Source organism: Rhizobium laguerreae, from assembly GCF_019778565.1.
GTDB lineage: Bacteria > Pseudomonadota > Alphaproteobacteria > Rhizobiales > Rhizobiaceae > Rhizobium > Rhizobium laguerreae.
On record NZ_JAAXQT010000003.1, the window covers coordinates 584,221 to 602,531 of the forward strand.

Annotated in this window: 18 protein-coding genes and 2 tRNA genes; all 20 read left to right on the forward strand. The window is 60.9% G+C overall.

The features are described from left to right. The first annotated feature begins 362 nt into the window (after nucleotides 1–362). The 20 genes from HFO71_RS13450 to HFO71_RS13545 all read left to right on the forward strand — a co-directional run bounded on the left by HFO71_RS13450 (nucleotide 363) and on the right by HFO71_RS13545 (nucleotide 18,297). Nucleotides 363–439, forward strand: a tRNA-Asp gene (locus tag HFO71_RS13450). Nucleotides 440–522: 83 nt separating this feature from the next. Next, nucleotides 523–599, forward strand: a tRNA-Asp gene (locus HFO71_RS13455). Nucleotides 600–845: 246 nt separating this feature from the next. Beyond that, nucleotides 846–1,211 carry an NADH-quinone oxidoreductase subunit A gene (locus tag HFO71_RS13460; protein WP_010055493.1) on the forward strand — a complete coding sequence of 122 codons (366 nt, stop codon included), beginning with the start codon at nucleotides 846–848 and terminating at the stop codon, nucleotides 1,209–1,211. Next, complete coding sequence (locus HFO71_RS13465) at nucleotides 1,202–1,786, forward strand: NuoB/complex I 20 kDa subunit family protein (protein ID WP_003578567.1); 585 nt, start codon at nucleotides 1,202–1,204, stop codon at nucleotides 1,784–1,786. The genes HFO71_RS13460 and HFO71_RS13465 overlap by 10 nt, the downstream gene beginning before the upstream one ends. An 18-nt stretch (nucleotides 1,787–1,804) precedes the next feature. Next, nucleotides 1,805–2,407: an NADH-quinone oxidoreductase subunit C gene (locus tag HFO71_RS13470; RefSeq protein ID WP_131640339.1), complete on the forward strand. Its 603-nt coding sequence runs from the start codon at nucleotides 1,805–1,807 to the stop codon at nucleotides 2,405–2,407. A 40-nt stretch (nucleotides 2,408–2,447) separates the two neighbouring features. Then, entirely contained in the window at nucleotides 2,448–2,831 is a 384-nt protein-coding gene (locus HFO71_RS13475; RefSeq protein ID WP_131640338.1) for a four helix bundle protein, read from the forward strand. 61 nt (nucleotides 2,832–2,892) lie between these two features. Beyond that, nucleotides 2,893–4,083, forward strand: a complete 1,191-nt coding sequence (locus HFO71_RS13480) for an NADH-quinone oxidoreductase subunit D (protein WP_018069465.1) — start codon at nucleotides 2,893–2,895, stop codon at nucleotides 4,081–4,083. Next, nucleotides 4,083–4,355: a hypothetical protein gene (locus HFO71_RS13485; RefSeq protein ID WP_012756961.1), complete on the forward strand. Its 273-nt coding sequence runs from the start codon at nucleotides 4,083–4,085 to the stop codon at nucleotides 4,353–4,355. Before HFO71_RS13480 ends, HFO71_RS13485 begins: the two co-directional genes overlap by 1 nt. Nucleotides 4,356–4,371: 16 nt before the next feature. Continuing rightward, nucleotides 4,372–5,538, forward strand: coding sequence for an NADH-quinone oxidoreductase subunit E (locus HFO71_RS13490; RefSeq protein WP_131661159.1), 1,167 nt, complete (start codon nucleotides 4,372–4,374; stop codon nucleotides 5,536–5,538). A 10-nt stretch (nucleotides 5,539–5,548) separates the two neighbouring features. Then, nucleotides 5,549–6,853, forward strand: a complete 1,305-nt coding sequence (nuoF, locus tag HFO71_RS13495) for an NADH-quinone oxidoreductase subunit NuoF (protein ID WP_003547378.1) — start codon at nucleotides 5,549–5,551, stop codon at nucleotides 6,851–6,853. 2 nt (nucleotides 6,854–6,855) lie between these two features. Further along, nucleotides 6,856–7,572, forward strand: coding sequence for a 5' DNA nuclease (locus HFO71_RS13500; protein ID WP_131640336.1), 717 nt, complete (start codon nucleotides 6,856–6,858; stop codon nucleotides 7,570–7,572). A gap of 218 nt (nucleotides 7,573–7,790) precedes the next feature. Next, nucleotides 7,791–9,872, forward strand: a complete 2,082-nt coding sequence (gene nuoG, locus HFO71_RS13505; RefSeq protein WP_131640335.1) for an NADH-quinone oxidoreductase subunit NuoG — start codon at nucleotides 7,791–7,793, stop codon at nucleotides 9,870–9,872. An 11-nt stretch (nucleotides 9,873–9,883) separates the two neighbouring features. After that, entirely contained in the window at nucleotides 9,884–10,927 is a 1,044-nt protein-coding gene (gene nuoH / locus HFO71_RS13510) for an NADH-quinone oxidoreductase subunit NuoH (RefSeq protein ID WP_077976232.1), read from the forward strand. 40 nt (nucleotides 10,928–10,967) lie between these two features. Next, the gene (gene nuoI / locus HFO71_RS13515) at nucleotides 10,968–11,459 is read left to right on the forward strand and encodes an NADH-quinone oxidoreductase subunit NuoI (RefSeq protein WP_017959943.1); all 492 of its coding nucleotides are present in this window, start codon (nucleotides 10,968–10,970) and stop codon (nucleotides 11,457–11,459) included. Nucleotides 11,460–11,603: 144 nt separating this feature from the next. Next, a complete protein-coding gene (locus tag HFO71_RS13520; RefSeq protein ID WP_003547387.1) occupies nucleotides 11,604–12,218 on the forward strand; it encodes an NADH-quinone oxidoreductase subunit J in 615 nt (204 codons plus the stop codon). A 23-nt stretch (nucleotides 12,219–12,241) separates the two neighbouring features. Then, nucleotides 12,242–12,550 (forward strand): NADH-quinone oxidoreductase subunit NuoK, encoded by a 309-nt coding sequence (gene nuoK, locus HFO71_RS13525; protein ID WP_003547388.1) that lies wholly within the window; start codon nucleotides 12,242–12,244, stop codon nucleotides 12,548–12,550. Nucleotides 12,551–12,557: 7 nt separating this feature from the next. Then, the gene (nuoL, locus tag HFO71_RS13530; protein ID WP_077976233.1) at nucleotides 12,558–14,558 is read left to right on the forward strand and encodes an NADH-quinone oxidoreductase subunit L; all 2,001 of its coding nucleotides are present in this window, start codon (nucleotides 12,558–12,560) and stop codon (nucleotides 14,556–14,558) included. After that, a complete protein-coding gene (locus HFO71_RS13535; RefSeq protein WP_077976234.1) occupies nucleotides 14,558–16,069 on the forward strand; it encodes an NADH-quinone oxidoreductase subunit M in 1,512 nt (503 codons plus the stop codon). The genes nuoL and HFO71_RS13535 overlap by 1 nt, the downstream gene beginning before the upstream one ends. Nucleotides 16,070–16,087: 18 nt before the next feature. Then, nucleotides 16,088–17,533 carry an NADH-quinone oxidoreductase subunit NuoN gene (gene nuoN / locus HFO71_RS13540; RefSeq protein ID WP_221988164.1) on the forward strand — a complete coding sequence of 482 codons (1,446 nt, stop codon included), beginning with the start codon at nucleotides 16,088–16,090 and terminating at the stop codon, nucleotides 17,531–17,533. Further along, complete coding sequence (locus HFO71_RS13545; protein ID WP_029872842.1) at nucleotides 17,533–18,297, forward strand: biotin--[acetyl-CoA-carboxylase] ligase; 765 nt, start codon at nucleotides 17,533–17,535, stop codon at nucleotides 18,295–18,297. The genes nuoN and HFO71_RS13545 overlap by 1 nt, the downstream gene beginning before the upstream one ends. Nucleotides 18,298–18,311 lie beyond the last annotated feature (14 nt).

The window sequence follows — 18,311 nt, forward strand, 5'->3', positions numbered from 1 at the left end:
TGATCTATGCGGATCGCGGCAAAACCGCAAGAGTGTTTGTGAAGATTTTTGATTTTTTTGGTGGTGGTCCCCTGTCTGGCAATGCCGCTCAGGCTCGGCTTGGCTGTGGAAAAGTGAGGGGAGGGCGGCGGGCATGTCCGTTTCGAAGGCGCTGCGTCGGCGCCTGAGCATCGCTGCGGAAGACGGAAGTGCCGACTTTTGTTCGTCTGGCATCCAACCCGCCGAAACAATTCGCAGACTGTCATGGTTTTGTCTCCAAACCTGCTTGACACTAAAAGGCGAACCCCGTAGTTAGCCGCTCATCGAAACGGGCAGCCGTTTTGGAGAGGGTGCGAAGGCATCCGGACTGCTTGAAATGAATTGCGGGTGTAGCTCAGTTGGTTAGAGTGCCGGCCTGTCACGCCGGAGGTCGCGGGTTCGAGCCCCGTCACTCGCGCCATTTCAAGTCTTGTAAAACGCAAATGCGATTTGCCGTTTGTCCGGTTCTCTTTATCCTCGCGGCCGCAAATGGCCGATCAATGCGCGGGTGTAGCTCAGTCGGTTAGAGTGCCGGCCTGTCACGCCGGAGGTCGCGGGTTCGAGCCCCGTCACTCGCGCCATTTCTTCCGAAAGCTATGCAGTTTCCAATGGTCAGGCATGCAGGTTCAAACGGCTTGCACGGATTTGTCGCGACATCGTTGCATCTGCTTGATAATGTCCGCGCGACACGCGTCGAATTGCCTCTGTAAAAGTCTTGCGCCGGGGCCTCGGCTGCGCTAACCACGGCTTGTTGCAACGCACGTTCGCTTGCCGGGCATTTGCCCAAATGCGCCGCCTGGCGTCACCGGCAAGCAGGGATGAACATGATGACTGAACTGCTCAGTTCTTATATTCCGATCGCTATCTTCATCGCTATTGCGCTTGTTATCGGCCTGGCGCTGCTCATTGCGCCGTTCGCCGTGGCTTTCAAAGCGCCCGATTCGGAAAAGCTCTCGGCTTACGAATGCGGCTTCAACGCTTTCGACGACGCCCGCATGAAGTTCGACATCCGTTTCTACCTCGTGTCGATCCTCTTCATCATCTTCGACCTCGAAGTCGCCTTCCTCTTTCCCTGGGCCGTGTCTTTCGGCGCCATCGGCTGGTTCGGCTTCTGGTCCATGATGGTCTTCCTTCTCGTGCTGACCATCGGCTTTATCTATGAATGGAAGAAGGGAGCCCTGGAATGGGAGTAGCCCCTGTGAGCAATCAGCCGCTTGTTGCCCAGCAGCCGAAGGGGATTATCGATCCCTCGACCGGCAAGCCGATCGGCAGCAACGACGCCTTCTTCGGCGAGATCAACAACGAGCTCGCCGACAAGGGGTTCCTCGTCACCTCGACCGATGAGCTGATCAACTGGGCCCGCACCGGCTCGCTGATGTGGATGACCTTCGGTCTTGCCTGCTGCGCTGTCGAAATGATGCAACTGTCCATGCCGCGTTATGACGTCGAGCGCTTCGGCTTTGCGCCGCGCGCCTCGCCTCGCCAGTCCGACGTGATGATCGTCGCCGGCACGCTGACCAACAAGATGGCGCCCGCTCTGCGCAAGGTTTACGACCAGATGCCCGAGCCGCGTTATGTCATCTCGATGGGCTCCTGCGCCAATGGCGGCGGCTATTATCACTATTCCTATTCGGTGGTGCGCGGCTGTGACCGCATCGTGCCGATCGACATCTACGTGCCGGGCTGTCCCCCCACGGCAGAGGCGCTGCTTTACGGCGTGCTTCTGCTGCAGAAGAAGATCCGGCGTACCGGCACGATCGAACGCTAAGGGTTAAGGACAAGGCATATGAGTGAAGCCCTGACTGAGCTTGCGTCCTACCTTGGCGAAGCGCGCGGCAACCTGATCGCCGCATCGCAGATGAAGTATGGCGAACTGACGCTGACGACCACGGGTGAAAACCTGGTCGCACTTCTGGCCTTCCTGCGCGACGACGCCAAATGCGGTTTCGTCAACCTGATCGATATTTGCGGGGTCGACTGGCCGCAGCGCGAACTGCGTTTCGACGTCGTCTACCACCTGCTGTCGCCGAAGAAGAACCTGCGCATCCGCGTCAAGGTCGCCACCGACGAGGATACGCCGGTTCCGTCGGCCTGCCCCGTCTATCCGGGCGCCGACTGGTTCGAGCGCGAGACCTGGGACATGTATGGCGTGCTCTTCACTGGCCATCCGGACCTGCGCCGCATCCTAACCGACTACGGCTTCGAAGGCCATCCGCTGCGCAAGGACTTCCCGACCACCGGTTTCGTCGAAGTACGCTACGACGACGCGGCAAAGCGCGTCGTTTACGAGCCAGTGGAACTGAAACAGGAATTCCGCAATTTCGACTTCATGTCGCCTTGGGAGGGGACTGAGTATGTTCTCCCCGGTGACGAAAAGGCGAAGCAGTGAGTAGTGAATAGTCGGTAGTGAGTAGCGGGCAGATATCCGGGTGACGAACGGGAAAATCACTTCCTACCGTGACTTGAAAGTCTGGCAATTTGCTATTGAGCTGTCTGTTGTTTGTTATGAGGTGACGAGAACCTTCCCGCGGGAAGAGATTTATGGGTTGACCAGCCAGATTAGACGATCTTCTGCTTCCGTGGCCGCGAATATCGCGGAGGGCTATGGAAGAGAAAATCGAGGCTCGTTCGCCCAATTTCTTAAGATCGCTCAGGGCTCGTTGAAAGAATTGGAGACGCATTTGATCATCGCCGGACGAATTGGCTTTCTTCAAGCCTCGGCCTTGGACGAATTGCTCGACCGATGCGACGAAATTGGAAAGATGCTGGGATCGCTTATTCGAAGCGTTCAGCACCGGAAAACTGATGAATAGTGAACGGTCAAAACTAATCACTACTCACTAGCCACTACTCACTCTAAGCGAGTTGATCGCCATGACCGAACATAACGTCCGCAACTTCAACATCAATTTCGGACCGCAGCATCCGGCGGCGCACGGCGTTCTTCGTCTTGTCCTGGAGCTTGACGGCGAAATTGTGGAGCGTGTCGATCCGCATATCGGCCTTTTGCATCGCGGTACCGAGAAGCTGATCGAGACCAAGACCTATCTTCAGGCCGTGCCCTATTTCGATCGCCTCGACTATGTCGCGCCGATGAACCAGGAACATGCCTATGCGATGGCCGTCGAAAAGCTGCTCGGCATCGAGATCCCGATTCGCGGCCAGCTGATCCGCGTTCTCTATTCGGAAATCGGCCGTATCCTCTCGCACCTCCTGAACGTCACGACGCAGGCAATGGACGTCGGCGCGCTGACGCCGCCGCTCTGGGGCTTCGAAGAGCGCGAAAAGCTGATGGTGTTCTACGAACGCGCCAGCGGCTCACGCATGCATGCCGCTTATATCCGTCCGGGCGGCGTCCACCAGGATCTGCCCGAACAGCTCGTGCAGGATATCGGCGCCTGGTGCGATCCGTTCCTGAAGGCGCTCGACGACATCGACAACCTGTTGACCGGTAACCGCATCTTCAAGCAGCGCAACGTCGATATCGGCGTTGTCTCGCTGGAGGAATGCTGGGCCTGGGGCTTCTCCGGCGTCATGGTGCGTGGTTCGGGTGCTGCCTGGGATCTGCGTCGCGCCCAACCCTATGAATGTTATTCCGATCTCGAATTCGACATCCCGATCGGCAAGAATGGCGACAACTACGACCGTTATCTGATCCGCATGATCGAGATGCGCGAATCGGTCCGTATCATGAAGCAATGCGTCAACCGCCTGCTCTCGGATGCGAAGACCGGTCCATTCTCGTCGATCGACGGCAAGGTCGTGCCGCCGAAGCGCGGCGAGATGAAGCGCTCGATGGAAGCGCTGATCCACCACTTCAAACTCTATACCGAAGGCTACCATGTGCCGGCCGGCGAGGTTTACGCCGCCGTCGAGGCGCCGAAGGGCGAGTTCGGCGTCTATCTCGTCTCCGATGGCACCAACAGGCCCTATCGCTGCAAGATCCGTGCGCCGGGTTACGCCCATCTGCAGGCGATGGACTTCATGTGCCGCGGCCACCAGCTTGCCGACGTCGCGGCCGTCCTCGGCTCGCTCGACATCGTCTTCGGCGAGGTGGACCGCTGATGCAGCTTCTGCCGCTGGCCGTCGTCATTCTTCTTTCGGCATCCGGGGTTTCGGCTCAGGAGTCCGATAGCCTTGGCACGCCGCTGGGCCATAAGGAAGAGACGCCGCCGGCGCAGCAATCGTCCATGGGTGAGCTTTTGTCCAAGGGCTATCAGATCAAGGCTGCCATTCCGAACGGCAGCAAATTCGTAGTGTTTATGCAAAAAGACCAGTCGGCCTATGCCTGCGAAATGCAGTCTTTGACCGCTTCGCGGTGTGGAACCCTAAACTGACAAGGCGTGAGGAAGAATGTCCGTTCGTCGATTAGCCGAAGATCAATTCCAGCCTGCCGCATTCGCCTTCAGCGATGAGAATGCGGTCTGGGCGGACAAGACGATCCAGAAATACCCCGCCGGCCGCCAGCAATCGGCGGTCATCCCGCTGTTGATGCGGGCGCAGGAGCAGGATGGCTGGGTCACGCGCGCGGCGATCGAAAAGATCGCCGACATGCTCGACATGGCCTATATCCGCGTGCTCGAGGTCGCGACCTTCTATACGCAGTTCCAGCTGCATCCGGTCGGCACCCGCGCCCATGTGCAGGTGTGCGGTACGACGCCCTGCATGCTGCGCGGCTCGGAAGCGCTGATGTCGGTCTGCAAGAGCAAGATCCATGCCCATGCCTTCGAGCGCAATGCCGAAGGCACGCTGTCCTGGGAAGAGGTCGAATGTCTCGGGGCCTGCGTCAATGCGCCGATGGTGATGATCGGCAAGGACACCTATGAGGACCTGACGCCCGAGCGTCTCGAAGAAATCATCGACGTCTTTGCCGCCGGCAATGGCGCCAGCATCAAGCCTGGCACCCAGATCGACCGGGTGTTTTCGGCGCCTGAAGGCGGCCTGACCTCGCTGACGACCGAAGAGCCGAAGGCAAGGACGCGCGCCAAGAAGGCCGATGCCGAAACCGTGTCGGCTCCGGTCGACCGCGCGCCGGTGCCGCCCTCCGAGGCCGCCCGCCCAAAAAGCACCGATGCCGAGACCAATGCTACCCTGAAGACGCCGGCAACGGCGCCCAAGGCGGCTGCGAAAAACGCAAAGGCAGCCGAGGAGCAGCCGGTCTCCGGCACTGCGGCTGCCGAACCGACGCCGAAAGCTGCCGTCAAGGCCGAGGCTGCCACGGCGGCAAAGCCTGCCCTGACCGACAAGAACCGTCCAGCCGGTATCGAAAAGCCCGCCGCCCCGGACGATCTGAAGATGATCTCGGGTGTCGGCCCGAAGATCGAGGCGACGTTGAACGAAATCGGCATCTTCACCTTCGCGCAGGTCGCAGACTGGAAGAAGGCCGAACGCGAATGGGTCGATGGCTATTTGAATTTCCGCGGCCGCATCGAGCGCGATGACTGGGTCAAGCAGGCCAAGGCGCTCGCCAAGGGCGGGGAAGCGGAATATATCAAGGTCTTCGGCAAGAAGCCGCGGTAAGAGGTGAAGCATGTTACAAGATAAAGACCGCATCTTTACCAACATCTACGGCCTCAAGGACAAGTCCCTGAAGGGCGCGATGAGCCGCGGCCACTGGGACGGCACCAAACAGATCCTCGAAAAGGGCCGCGACTGGATCATCAACGAGATGAAGGCGTCAGGCCTTCGCGGTCGTGGCGGCGCCGGCTTCCCGACAGGCCTCAAATGGTCCTTCATGCCGAAGGAAAGCGACGGCCGCCCGCACTACCTCGTGGTCAACGCCGACGAATCCGAGCCCGGCACCTGCAAAGACCGCGACATCATGCGCCACGATCCGCATACGCTGATCGAAGGCTGTGTCATCGCGAGCTTCGCTATGGGCGCCAATGCGGCCTACATTTACGTGCGCGGCGAATATATCCGCGAGCGCGAGGCGCTGCAGGCGGCGATCGACGAGTGCTATGATTATGGCCTGCTCGGCAAGAACAACAAGCTCGGCTGGGACATGGATATCTTCGTCCATCACGGCGCTGGCGCCTATATCTGCGGTGAAGAAACCGCGCTGCTCGAAAGCCTCGAAGGCAAGAAGGGCCAGCCGCGTCTGAAGCCGCCGTTCCCGGCCAATATGGGGCTCTATGGCTGCCCGACGACGGTCAATAACGTCGAATCGATCGCTGTTGCGCCGACGATCCTGCGCCGCGGCGCCGGCTGGTTCTCGGCCATCGGCCGTCCGAACAATGTCGGCACCAAGCTGTTCATGCTCTCCGGCCACGTCAACAAGCCGTGCACCGTCGAAGAGGAAATGGGCATCACCTTCCGCGAACTGGTCGACCGCCATGCCGGCGGCATCCGCGGCGGCTGGGACAACCTGCTTGCCGTCATTCCGGGCGGCGCATCCTGCCCGATCGTTCCGGCCAAGGACATCATCGACTGCCCGATGGATTTCGACGGCCTGCGCGGTGTCGGCTCGTCTTTCGGTACGGCGGCCGCGATCGTCATGGACAAGTCCACCGACGTCATTAAGGCGATCGCTCGTATCTCCGCCTTCTTCAAGCATGAGAGCTGCGGCCAGTGCACGCCCTGCCGCGAAGGCACGGGCTGGATGTGGCGCGTGATGGAGCGCATGGCCAAGGGCAATGCCCAGAAGCGCGAAATCGACATGTTGTTCCAGGTGACGAAGCAGATCGAAGGCCACACCATCTGCGCGCTCGGCGACGCCGCCGCATGGCCGGTGCAGGGTCTGATCCGTAACTTCCGTCCCGAGATCGAAAAGCGCATCGACCAGTATACGGCGAGCGCGCTTGATCACGGCGCGGTTCTGGAGGCGGCTGAATAGTCATGGCGGACAATGCATCCAAGGGTAGGAAAAACGAAGAGGCCGCCGATTTCGCGGCCGGGTTCGGCCGTCTTGCTGCCGAGATGCTGGAAAACGCACGGGCGATGCCGGTGCATCCGCTGATGGCGCATCCCGCTGCAGCCTTTGCCGCCGCAACGGCGATCGGCTTCGGTTTCTCGACCCAGATGGCCGGCGCCTTCTTCGGGGCCTTCCAGAGCGCCCTGGAAACCACCAGCAAGGTCGCGGCCGCCCTCGATGACACGCCGCCGGACGAACTGAAGCCCGATGTCGATATCCGGCCGGAGAATATTCGCCCGGTCGTGAAGGCGGTCACCAAGCCGTCGGCCGAGCAAAAGGCAGGACCGAGACTGACGGTCGTCAAACCGGTCAGCGAGCCGACGCCAGCCAGCCGGCCGAAGCCAGTCAGCCAAGCGAAGCCAGCCAGTCAAACGAAGGCCAGCGAGCCAAAGGTGGCCGTGAAGGCAAAACCGGTTGCGCGGGGGAAGACCGATGATCTCAAGCTGATCGCCGGCATCGGCCCGAAGCTGGAGCAGGTGCTGAACGCCAAGGGCATTCGCAGCTTCGCCGAGATTGCTGCCTGGACCGACGAGGAAATCGACCGGTTCGACACCGAACTCGGCTTCAACGGCCGCATTCTGCGTGACGACTGGACCGGCCAAGCGAAAGTTCTGGCAGGGCGGGGCCGCAGAAAGAAATGAACTGTCCGGCCGTGTCGATCGGCCGGAAAGATGGGCAGGTCGGCGGACGGGCGGGGGCCTCAGGATGCCGGTGCGGGTTCCGGATCTGGAATGCGCGACAGAGAATTTGGGCGACATCAGATGTCGGCAGGACGAAAGATCCGGCTTGGCAATGAGAGTGCTGCAAAAATAGGTTTGTTTGCCGTCATCAGGCAAACGGGAAACAGGACTGAGCGACGATGGCAAAACTGAAGATTGACGGCAACGAGATCGAAGTTCCGGATCATTACACGCTATTGCAGGCGTGCGAGGATGCCGGCGCCGAGGTTCCGCGCTTCTGCTTCCATGAGCGCCTGTCGGTTGCCGGCAACTGCCGCATGTGCCTTGTCGAGGTGAAGGGCGGACCGCCGAAGCCGCAGGCTTCCTGCGCCATGAGCGTGCGCGATATCCGCGGCGGCCCGAACGGCGAATTGCCTGAGGTCTTCACCAACACCCCGATGGTCAAAAAGGCCCGCGAAGGTGTGATGGAATTCCTGCTGATCAACCATCCGCTCGATTGCCCGATCTGCGACCAGGGCGGCGAATGCGATCTGCAGGACCAGGCGATGGCCTTCGGCATCGACACCTCGCGCTATCAGGAAGACAAGCGTGCCGTCGAGGACAAGTATATCGGCCCGCTCGTTAAGACGGTGATGAACCGCTGCATCCACTGCACGCGCTGCGTCCGCTTCACCACCGAGGTCGCCGGCATTTCCGAACTCGGCCTGATCGGCCGCGGCGAGGATGCCGAGATCACCACCTATCTCGAACAGGCGATGACCTCCGAGCTGCAGGGCAATGTCGTCGACCTTTGCCCGGTCGGCGCGCTCACCTCGAAGCCCTTCGCCTTCACCGCGCGCCCGTGGGAGCTGAACAAGACCGAATCGATCGACGTCATGGATGCCGTCGGTTCGGCGATCCGCGTCGACACCCGCGGCCGCGAAGTCATGCGCATCCTGCCGCGCGTCAATGAGGCGATCAACGAGGAGTGGATTTCCGATAAGAGCCGCTTCATCTGGGATGGACTGAAGACCCAGCGCCTCGACCGGCCCTATGTTCGCCGCGACGGCCGCCTGCAGCCCGCCACCTGGGCCGAAGCCTTCGGCGCTATCAAGGCCGCCGTCGGCGCCACCTCGGGCGACAAGATCGGCGCGATATCGGGCGACCTCGCTTCCGTCGAGGAAATGTATGCACTCTCCGAACTGGTGAAGTCGCTGGGGTCGGTCAATCTCGACTGTCGCCAGGATGGGGCGGCACTCGATCCGTCGCTCGGCCGTGCAAGCTATCTCTTCAACCCGACGATCTCGGGCATCGACCAGGCCGACGCGCTGCTGATCATCGGCGCCAATCCGCGCTTCGAGGCTGCCATCCTCAACGCCCGCATCCGCAAGCGCTGGCGCCGCGGCAAGTTCCCGATCGGCGTGATCGGCGAGCGTGCTGAACTGCGCTACAGCTATGATTACCTCGGCGGCGGTCCCGACACGCTGAAGGATCTGGTCGACGGCACCCACGCCTTCGCGGACGTGCTGAAGAATGCCGCCAAGCCGATGATCATCATCGGCCAGGGGGCGCTCTCGCGCACCGACGGCGCCGGCGTTCTCGCCAGTGCCGCCAAGCTTGCCGGTTCCGTCGGCGCGGTCGTCGAAGGCTGGAACGGCTTTGCCGTCCTCCACACCGCTGCCGCGCGTGTCGGCGGCCTCGACCTCGGCTTCGTGCCGGGCGCCAAGGGCGTCAACGCAGCCGAGATGCTGACGGCGGTGGACGTGCTCTTCCTGCTCGGTGCAGACGAACTCGACTTCACCGCCAAGAAGGCCAAGCTCACCGTCTATATCGGCTCGCATGGCGATAACGGCGCACACCATGCCGACGTCATCCTGCCAGCCGCAGCCTATACCGAAAAGTCCGGCACCTGGGTCAACACCGAAGGCCGCGTCCAGATGGGCAACCGTGCAGGTTTTGCGCCGGGTGATGCCCGCGAGGACTGGGCGATCATCCGCGCCCTTTCCGACGTGCTCGGCAAGAAGCTTCCCTTCGATTCGCTCAGCGAATTGCGTGTCCGGCTCTATGCCGCTTTCCCGCATTTCGCTGCCATCGACGAGATCGCCGAAGCCAATAGCGCCCAAATTGCCGCAGTTGCGAAAAAAGCCGGCAAGATGAACAAATCCGGGTTTGCGTCGCCGGTGAAAGACTTCTATTTGACGAACCCGATAGCGCGTGCCTCGGCTGTCATGGCGGAGTGCTCGGCATTGGCCCGCAACAACTTCAAAGTCGCGGCAGAGTAAGGGCAGGGACTATGGATTCTTTCTTTTCAAGCTATGTCTTGCCGGCGATCATCATGGTCGGCCAGTCGCTGCTGCTTCTCGTCTGCCTGCTCGTCTTCATCGCCTATGTGCTGCTCGCCGACCGCAAGATCTGGGCAGCCGTGCAGCTGCGGCGCGGCCCGAACGTCGTCGGTCCCTTCGGCCTGTTCCAGTCCTTCGCCGATCTTTTGAAGTTCGTCTTCAAGGAGCCGATCATTCCGGCCGGCGCCAACAAGGCGGTGTTCCTGTTGGCCCCGCTGGTAACGGTGCTTCTGGCGCTGTCCACCTGGGCGGTGGTGCCGCTGGCCGACGGATGGGTGATCGCCAACATCAATGTCGGCATCCTCTATATTTTCGCGATCTCCTCGCTCGAGGTCTACGGCATCATCATGGGCGGCTGGGCTTCGAACTCGAAGTATCCGTTCCTCGGCGCGCTGCGCTCGGCGGCACAGATGGTCTCCTATGAAGTCTCGATCGGCTTCGTCATCGTCACCGTGCTTCTCTGCGTCGGCTCGCTGAACCTGACCGATATCGTCAATGCGCAGCATACCGGCCTCGGCACCATGCTCGGCCTGCCGGCGTCGTTCCTCGACTGGCACTGGCTGTCGCTCTTCCCGATGTTCATCATCTTCTTCATTTCGGCACTTGCCGAAACGAACCGCCCGCCCTTCGACCTTCCGGAAGCCGAATCGGAACTCGTCGCCGGCTTCATGGTCGAATACGGCTCATCGCCATACATGATGTTCATGCTCGGCGAATATGCGGCCGTCTGCCTGATGTGCGCGCTGACGACGATCCTCTTCCTCGGCGGCTGGCTGCCCCCGGTCGATATCTGGATCCTCAACTGGGTCCCAGGCATCATCTGGTTCACGCTGAAGGCCTGCTTCGTGTTCTTCATGTTCGCGATGGTCAAGGCCTTCGTTCCGCGCTACCGCTACGACCAGCTCATGCGCCTCGGCTGGAAGGTGTTCCTGCCGCTGTCGCTCGCCATGGTCGTCATCGTTGCATTCGTGCTGAAACTGATGGGTTGGGCATGATGCTGCCCGCTCTCGTTTTCGGCAAAATTGGAGGTTGAAGATGGCAAGCTTGTCCGGCTCCATCAACTCGCTGTTTCTCAAGGAATTCGTCGGCGCGTTCTTTCTGTCGATGCGCTATTTCTTCCGCCAGAAGGCGACGATCAACTATCCCTTCGAAAAGGGTCCGGTCTCCCCGCGTTTCCGCGGCGAGCATGCGTTGCGCCGTTATCCGAACGGCGAGGAACGCTGCATCGCCTGCAAGCTCTGCGAGGCGATCTGTCCTGCCCAGGCGATCACCATCGAGGCCGGTCCGCGCCGCAATGACGGCACGCGCCGCACGGTGCGCTACGACATCGACATGGTGAAGTGCATCTATTGCGGCTTCTGCCAGGAAGCCTGCCCGGTCGACGCGATCGTCGAAGGCCCGAATTTCGAATTTGCGACGGAAACCCGCGAAGAGCTCTACTTCGACAAGGCACGGCTTCTGGATAACGGAGACCGGTGGGAGCGCGAAATCGCCCGCAACATCGCGATCGACTCGCCGTACCGCTGATTGAGATTTTGAAATGCCGCGGTGGAGCTTAAGCGCTCCTGTCGCGGTCAATATGCACAGGAGCTTTTCCGGTTAACGCCAGGGAGAGCTCCATCGGGCAGGGAAACTCCCGGCTGCCCGGGGGAAGATGAAAAAGGCACCAACATGGGTCTGCAGGCTCTATTTTTCTATCTTTTCGCCTTTGTCGCGGTGGCGTCGGCGTTCATGGTCATCTGGGCGAAGAACCCGGTTCACTCGGTTCTCTTCCTGATCCTGGTGTTCTTCAATGCGGCCGGCCTCTTCCTGCTGCTCGGTGCCGAATTCCTGGCGATGATCCTGCTTGTCGTCTATGTCGGCGCCGTCGCCGTCCTCTTCCTCTTCGTGGTGATGATGCTCGATATCGACTTCACCGAACTGAGGGCCGGCGTTCTCGAATATGCGCCGATCGGCGGGCTGATCGGGGTGATCCTCGCAGCCGAACTGATCGTCGTCATCGGCGGCAGCGTCATCTCGCCTGAGATCGCCAAATCAGTCGCCATGCCGATCCCGGCGCTGAGCGAGCGCACCAATACGGCCGCCCTCGGCGACGTGCTCTACACCAACTACGTCTATTTCTTCCAGATCGCCGGTCTGGTGCTCCTCGTCGCCATGATCGGCGCGATCGTGCTGACGTTGAGACACCGCACCAACATCAAGCGGCAGAATATTCCCAGGCAGGTTGCCCGCACGCCCGCCACCGCCGTCGAGGTGGTTTCGGTCAAGCCCGGGCAGGGCGTCTAAAGGCAGGTCAAGGAACAAAGAACATGGTCATCGGACTTTCCCACTACCTGACGGTCAGCGCCATCCTCTTCACGCTCGGCGTCTTCGGCATCTTCCTGAACCGGAAGAACGTCATCGTCATCCTGATGTCGATCGAATTGATCCTGCTTGCCGTCAACATCAACATGGTCGCCTTCTCCTCCTTCCTGAACGACATCGTCGGCCAGGTCTTCGCGCTGTTCATCCTGACGGTCGCGGCAGCCGAAGCGGCGATCGGTCTTGCAATTCTCGTTGTCTTCTACCGCAACCGCGGCTCGATCGCGGTCGAAGACGTCAATATGATGAAGGGCTGAGTGGCTCATGTTTCTCTATAAGGCTATCGTCTTTCTTCCCTTGATCGGTGCGATCGTCGCCGGCCTTTTTGGCCGCGCGATCGGCGCCAAGGCTTCGGAATACGTCACCAGCGGCCTGATGATCATCGCCGCCATCCTGTCCTGGGTCGTCTTCTTCACCGTCGGCATGGGCCATGCCGAAGGCGGTCCGATCAAGGTCGAGGTGCTGCGCTGGATCCAGTCCGGCGGCATCGACGTCTCCTGGTCGCTGCGAGTGGATACGCTGACGTCAGTGATGCTGATCGTCGTCAACACGGTCTCGACGCTGGTGCATGTCTATTCGATCGGCTACATGCACACCGATCCGCATCGCCCGCGCTTCTTCGCCTATCTCTCGCTCTTCACCTTCGCCATGCTGATGCTGGTGACCGCTGACAACCTCGCCCAGATGTTCTTCGGCTGGGAAGGTGTCGGTCTCGCCTCCTATCTGCTGATCGGCTTCTGGTTCAAGAAGCCCTCGGCGACGGCCGCGGCGATGAAGGCCTTCATCGTCAACCGTGTCGGCGACTTCGGCTTCGTGCTGGGCATTGCCGGCGTCTTCGTGCTGTTCGGCTCGATCAACCTCGACACGATCTTCGCCAATGCCTCGAACTTCGCCCCGCATGAAGGCGGCGGCGAAGCGGGCGAGGTGATCCTCAATCTCTTCGGCATGCAGCTCGACAAGGCGCATGCGCTGACCGGTATCTGCCTGCTGCTTTTCATGGGTGCGATGGGCAAGTCGGCGCAGTTCCTGCTGCACACCTGGCTGCCGGACGCCATGGAAGGCCCGACCCCGGTCTCGGCCCTCATCCATGCCGCCACCATGGTCACCGCCGGCGTCTTCCTCGTTGCCCGCATGTCGCCGCTCTTCGAACTGTCGCACGATGCGCTGGTTGTCGTCACCGTGATCGGCGCGATCACCGCCTTCTTCGCGGCAACCGTCGCTCTCGTGCAGAACGACATCAAGCGTGTCATCGCCTATTCCACCTGCTCGCAGCTCGGCTATATGTTCGTGGCACTGGGAGCCGGGGCCTATGGCGCAGCGATCTTCCATCTCTTCACCCACGCCTTCTTCAAGGCGCTGCTCTTCCTCTGCGCCGGCTCGGTCATCCATGCCGTCGATGGTGAGCAGGACATGCGCTACATGGGCGGCCTGTGGCCGCATATTAAAGTTACTGCGGTGCTGATGATCATCGGCACGCTGGCAATCACCGGCGTCGGCATTCCTTTCACGCCGATCGGCTTTGCCGGCTTCTTCTCCAAGGACGTGATCATCGAGGCGACTTATGCATCGCATTCGCCGGTCTCGGGCTTCGCCTTCGCGCTGCTGGTCATCGCGGCTCTGTTCACCAGCTTCTATTCCTGGCGCCTGATCTTCATGACCTTCTTCGGCAAGCCGCGCGCCTCGCACGAGGTGATGCACCACGTGCATGAGTCTCCGCAGGTCATGCTTGTGCCGCTCTATCTCCTGGCGATCGGTGCGGTGCTTGCAGGCGTGATCTTCGAAGGCCGGTTCTATGGCGAGGAATATGCCGAGTTCTGGAAGGGTGCGCTCTTTACCGGCGCCGAGAACGAACTGGTCGAAGAGTTCCACCATGTTCCGGCGCTGGTGGCTTTGAGCCCGTTCATCGCCATGGTGCTCGGTTTCGTCACTGCCTGGTACATGTATATCCGCTCGCCGCAGACGCCGCGTATCCTCGCGCAGCAGCACCGCGTGCTCTACAAGTTCCTGTTGAACAAGTGGTATTTCGACGAACTCTACGACTTCCTTTTCGTCCGCTCCGCCAAGGCGCTCGGCCGCTTCCTGTGGAAGAAGGGTGATGTCGGCGTCATCGACACCTACGGCCCGAACGGCGTCGCCGCCCGCGTCGTCGCCGTCACCGATCGCGTGGTCCGCCTGCAGACCGGTTACCTCTATCACTACGCCTTCGCCATGCTGATCGGCATTGCGGCGCTCGTTACCTGGATGATGCTCGGGAGTTCCTTCTGATGACCGATTGGCCTATTCTTTCAACGGTCACCTTCCTGCCGCTCGTCGGCGTGGTACTCCTGCTGCTGATGAACGGCGAGAGCGAAACCGGCCGGAAGAACGTGCTGTGGATCTCGCTGATCACCACCGTCTTCACCTTCGTCGTCTCGCTCGTAATCTGGATCGGCTTCGACAATGCCAATCCCGGCTTCCAGATGGTCGAGAAGCATAATTGGCTCGGCACCGGCATTGGCTATCACGTCGGCGTCGACGGCATCTCGATGCTGTTCGTCATCCTGTCGACCTTCCTCATGCCCTTCTGTGTGCTGGCGAGCTGGCTCTCGATCGAGAAGCGCCTGAAGGAATACATGATCGCCTTCCTCATCCTCGAAACGATGATGATCGGCGTCTTTGTCTCGCTCGATATCGTGCTCTTCTACGTCTTCTTCGAGGCGGGCCTCATTCCGATGTTCCTGATCATCGGCGTCTGGGGCGGCAAGGACCGCGTCTATGCGAGCTACAAGTTCTTCCTCTATACGCTGCTCGGCTCGGTGCTGATGCTGCTCGCCATCATGGCGATGTACTGGCAGGCCGGCACGACCGATATTACCGCACTGCTCGCCTACAAGTTCCCGCCGGCGCTGCAGACCTGGTTATGGCTTGCCTTCTTCGCCTCCTTCGCGGTGAAGATGCCGATGTGGCCCGTCCATACCTGGCTTCCCGATGCCCACGTTCAGGCGCCGACGGCTGGCTCGGTGATCCTGGCCGGCGTGCTTTTGAAGCTCGGCGGCTACGGTCTCATCCGTTTCTCGCTCGGCATGTTCCCGGTCGCGTCCGATTATTTCGCGCCGCTCGTCTTTGCCATGTCCGTCATCGCCATCATCTACACCTCTCTGGTGGCGATGATGCAGGACGATATCAAGAAGCTGATCGCCTATTCCTCCGTGGCCCACATGGGCTACGTGACCATGGGCATCTTTGCTGCTAACATGCAGGGCGTCCAGGGCTCGATCTTCCAGATGCTCTCGCACGGCATCGTCTCCGGCGCGCTCTTCCTCTGCGTCGGCGTCGTCTACGACCGCACCCACACCCGCGAGATCAACGCCTATGGTGGCCTGGTCAACAATATGCCGAAATATGCCGTGGCGATGATGGTCTTCACCATGGCCAATGTCGGGCTTCCCGGCACGTCGGGCTTCGTCGGCGAATTCCTGACGCTGATCGGTGTCTTCCGGGTCAATACCTGGGTAGCGCTCTTTGCCGCCACCGGCGTCATCCTCTCGGCCGCTTACGCGCTCTGGCTTTATCGCCGGGTGCTCTTCGGCGCGCTGGAAAAGGAAAAGCTGAAGGCGCTGCTCGATCTTTCTCCACGCGAGCAGTTGATCCTCTACCCGCTGGTCGCGCTGACTATCTTCTTCGGCGTTTATCCTGCTCCGGTCTTCGATGCGACAGCCGCCTCGGTGGATCTGCTGGTCAACAACTACACGGCCGCCGTGCACGCAGCGCAGAACGTTGCGCTGTCGATGAAATGATGACGGGACTTATTGGACATGACCGCTGAAACAATTCTCCTCAGTCTGCATCTTTCCGCGCCGGAGCTCATCCTCGCGGTCGGCGCCCTTGTCCTGTTGATGGTCGGCGTCTTCTCCGGCGAGCGGTCGGGCCTTCTCGTCACCGGCCTCGCCATCGTCCTGCTGCTGGCCTCCGGCCTGTGGCTGCTCTTCGTGCCCGCAGAAGGCCTTGCCTATGGCGGGGTCTACATGGCCGACGGCTTCTCGCGCTTCATGAAGCTGGTGGCGCTGATCGGTTCGCTGGTCGCCATCTTCATGTCGATCGGCCATGCCCGCGAAAATCGGCTCGACAAGTTCGAGTTCCCGGTTCTCCTGGTGCTTGCGACCCTCGGCATCCTGCTGATGATCTCGGCCAACGACCTGATCTCGCTCTATCTGGCGTTGGAACTGCAGTCGCTGGCGCTCTACGTCGTCGCCGCGATCAACCGCGACAGCCTGAAATCGACCGAAGCCGGCCTGAAATATTTCGTCCTCGGCGCGCTTTCCTCCGGCATGCTGCTCTATGGCATGTCGCTGGTCTACGGCTTCACCGGCCACACCCACTTCTCCGAAATTGCCCAGGCGCTGTCCGTCGAGGGCGCGCGTTCGCTCGGCCTGATCTTCGGCCTGGTCTTCATCCTCGCCGGCATCGCCTTCAAGATCTCCGCCGTTCCCTTCCATATGTGGACGCCGGATGTTTACGAAGGTGCGCCGACACCCGTCACCGCCTTCCTGGCCGCAGCACCCAAGGTCGCCGCCATGGCGATGATGACCCGTATCGTCATCACCGCCTTCCAGCCGGTTCTGGCGGACTGGCAGCAGGTCGTCGTCTTCATCTCGATCGCCTCGATGCTGCTCGGTTCGTTTGCGGCGATCGGCCAGAAGAATATCAAGCGGCTGATGGCCTATTCCTCGATCGGCCACATGGGTTATGCGCTGGTCGGTCTTGCCGCCGGCAACCAGACCGGCGTCACCGGCGTGATGCTCTATATGGTCATTTACATGGTGATGACGCTCGGTAGCTTTGCGATCATCATGTCGATGCGCCGCAAGGACGGCACCGTCGTCGAGAATGTCGACGATCTCGCCGGCCTCTCTACAACCAACCCGTTCATGGCCGTTGTGCTGACGGCGCTGATGTTCTCGCTTGCCGGCATCCCCCCGCTCGCCGGCTTCTTCGCGAAGTACTTCGTCTTCGTTGCCGCCATCGAAGCCAAGCTCTATGCGCTCGCCATCATCGGTGTTCTCGCTTCGGTCGTCGGCGCCTACTACTATCTGCGTGTCATCAAGCTGATGTGGTTCGATGAGGCGACCGGCGAATTCGCCCGTGTCTCCGGAGCGCTGCGTCTGGTCTTCGGTCTCTCCGGTCTCTTCGTCACCGCCTATGTCCTCATCGGCGGCCCGATCGGCGGCGCGGCAGAGCTTGCCGCTGCGACGCTCTTTTGATGGCTTCCGACGGACGGCGCCGGATATCGCTCGGCGATTTCAGGCACGAGGCTCTGTCGGAAACATCGTCTACCAATAGCGAATGCCTCGCCCGGGCTCGGGCGGGCGATGGCGGCAATCTCTGGGTGACCGCCGAGAGGCAGACGGGCGGCCGCGGCCGCCGCGGTAGGCTCTGGGTTTCCGAGCGCGGCAATCTCTACGCCTCCCTTCTTCTGATCGACCCGGCGCCGATGGAGCGCCTTGGTTCTCTGCCGCTGGCGATCGCCGTTGCCGTGCACCAGGCGATCCGCAGGGTGCTGCCACTGGGCGCCGAGCCGCTCGAGGTCAAATGGCCGAACGATATCCTCATCGGCCGAAAGAAGACCTGCGGCATCCTCGTCGAAGGCGAGGGGCTGCCGGACGGACGTTACGCGCTGATCGTCGGCATCGGCATCAATATCTCGGTGATGCCCGACAATCCGCTCTACCCCGTTACCTGCCTGCGCCAGCAGGGAAGTGCGGCGTCGCCGGAGGAACTCTTCGCGCATCTCTTCGCCGCCACGGCGGAAGTGCTTGAAATATGGGACGAGGGCCGCGGCATCGGCGAGATCACGGCGCTCTGGCGCGCGATCGCCTGCGGCATCGGCGAAAAGATTACGGTCAATTTGCCGGACCGATCGATTTCCGGACAATTCGCCGGAATTGATGATAATGGCTTGTTGATGCTCGATACCGGCGCTGGCAGGATAATGCCCATTGCTGCCGGTGATGTGTTTTTTGGATAGCGGAAAAAACGAAA

Excerpts from the sequence above, each read along its gene's own strand:
- HFO71_RS13460 (WP_010055493.1), top strand. The coding sequence starts at position 846 with ATGACTGAACTGCTCAGTTCTTATATTCCGATCGCTATCTTCATCGCT.
- HFO71_RS13465 (WP_003578567.1), top strand. The coding sequence starts at position 1,202 with ATGGGAGTAGCCCCTGTGAGCAATCAGCCGCTTGTTGCCCAGCAGCCG.
- HFO71_RS13470 (WP_131640339.1), top strand. The coding sequence starts at position 1,805 with ATGAGTGAAGCCCTGACTGAGCTTGCGTCCTACCTTGGCGAAGCGCGC.
- HFO71_RS13480 (WP_018069465.1), top strand. The coding sequence starts at position 2,893 with ATGACCGAACATAACGTCCGCAACTTCAACATCAATTTCGGACCGCAG.
- HFO71_RS13485 (WP_012756961.1), top strand. The coding sequence starts at position 4,083 with ATGCAGCTTCTGCCGCTGGCCGTCGTCATTCTTCTTTCGGCATCCGGG.
- HFO71_RS13490 (WP_131661159.1), top strand. The coding sequence starts at position 4,372 with ATGTCCGTTCGTCGATTAGCCGAAGATCAATTCCAGCCTGCCGCATTC.
- nuoF (WP_003547378.1), top strand. The coding sequence starts at position 5,549 with ATGTTACAAGATAAAGACCGCATCTTTACCAACATCTACGGCCTCAAG.
- HFO71_RS13500 (WP_131640336.1), top strand. The coding sequence starts at position 6,856 with ATGGCGGACAATGCATCCAAGGGTAGGAAAAACGAAGAGGCCGCCGAT.
- nuoG (WP_131640335.1), top strand. The coding sequence starts at position 7,791 with ATGGCAAAACTGAAGATTGACGGCAACGAGATCGAAGTTCCGGATCAT.
- nuoH (WP_077976232.1), top strand. The coding sequence starts at position 9,884 with ATGGATTCTTTCTTTTCAAGCTATGTCTTGCCGGCGATCATCATGGTC.
- nuoI (WP_017959943.1), top strand. The coding sequence starts at position 10,968 with ATGGCAAGCTTGTCCGGCTCCATCAACTCGCTGTTTCTCAAGGAATTC.
- HFO71_RS13520 (WP_003547387.1), top strand. The coding sequence starts at position 11,604 with ATGGGTCTGCAGGCTCTATTTTTCTATCTTTTCGCCTTTGTCGCGGTG.
- nuoK (WP_003547388.1), top strand. The coding sequence starts at position 12,242 with ATGGTCATCGGACTTTCCCACTACCTGACGGTCAGCGCCATCCTCTTC.
- nuoL (WP_077976233.1), top strand. The coding sequence starts at position 12,558 with ATGTTTCTCTATAAGGCTATCGTCTTTCTTCCCTTGATCGGTGCGATC.
- HFO71_RS13535 (WP_077976234.1), top strand. The coding sequence starts at position 14,558 with ATGACCGATTGGCCTATTCTTTCAACGGTCACCTTCCTGCCGCTCGTC.
- nuoN (WP_221988164.1), top strand. The coding sequence starts at position 16,088 with ATGACCGCTGAAACAATTCTCCTCAGTCTGCATCTTTCCGCGCCGGAG.
- HFO71_RS13545 (WP_029872842.1), top strand. The coding sequence starts at position 17,533 with ATGGCTTCCGACGGACGGCGCCGGATATCGCTCGGCGATTTCAGGCAC.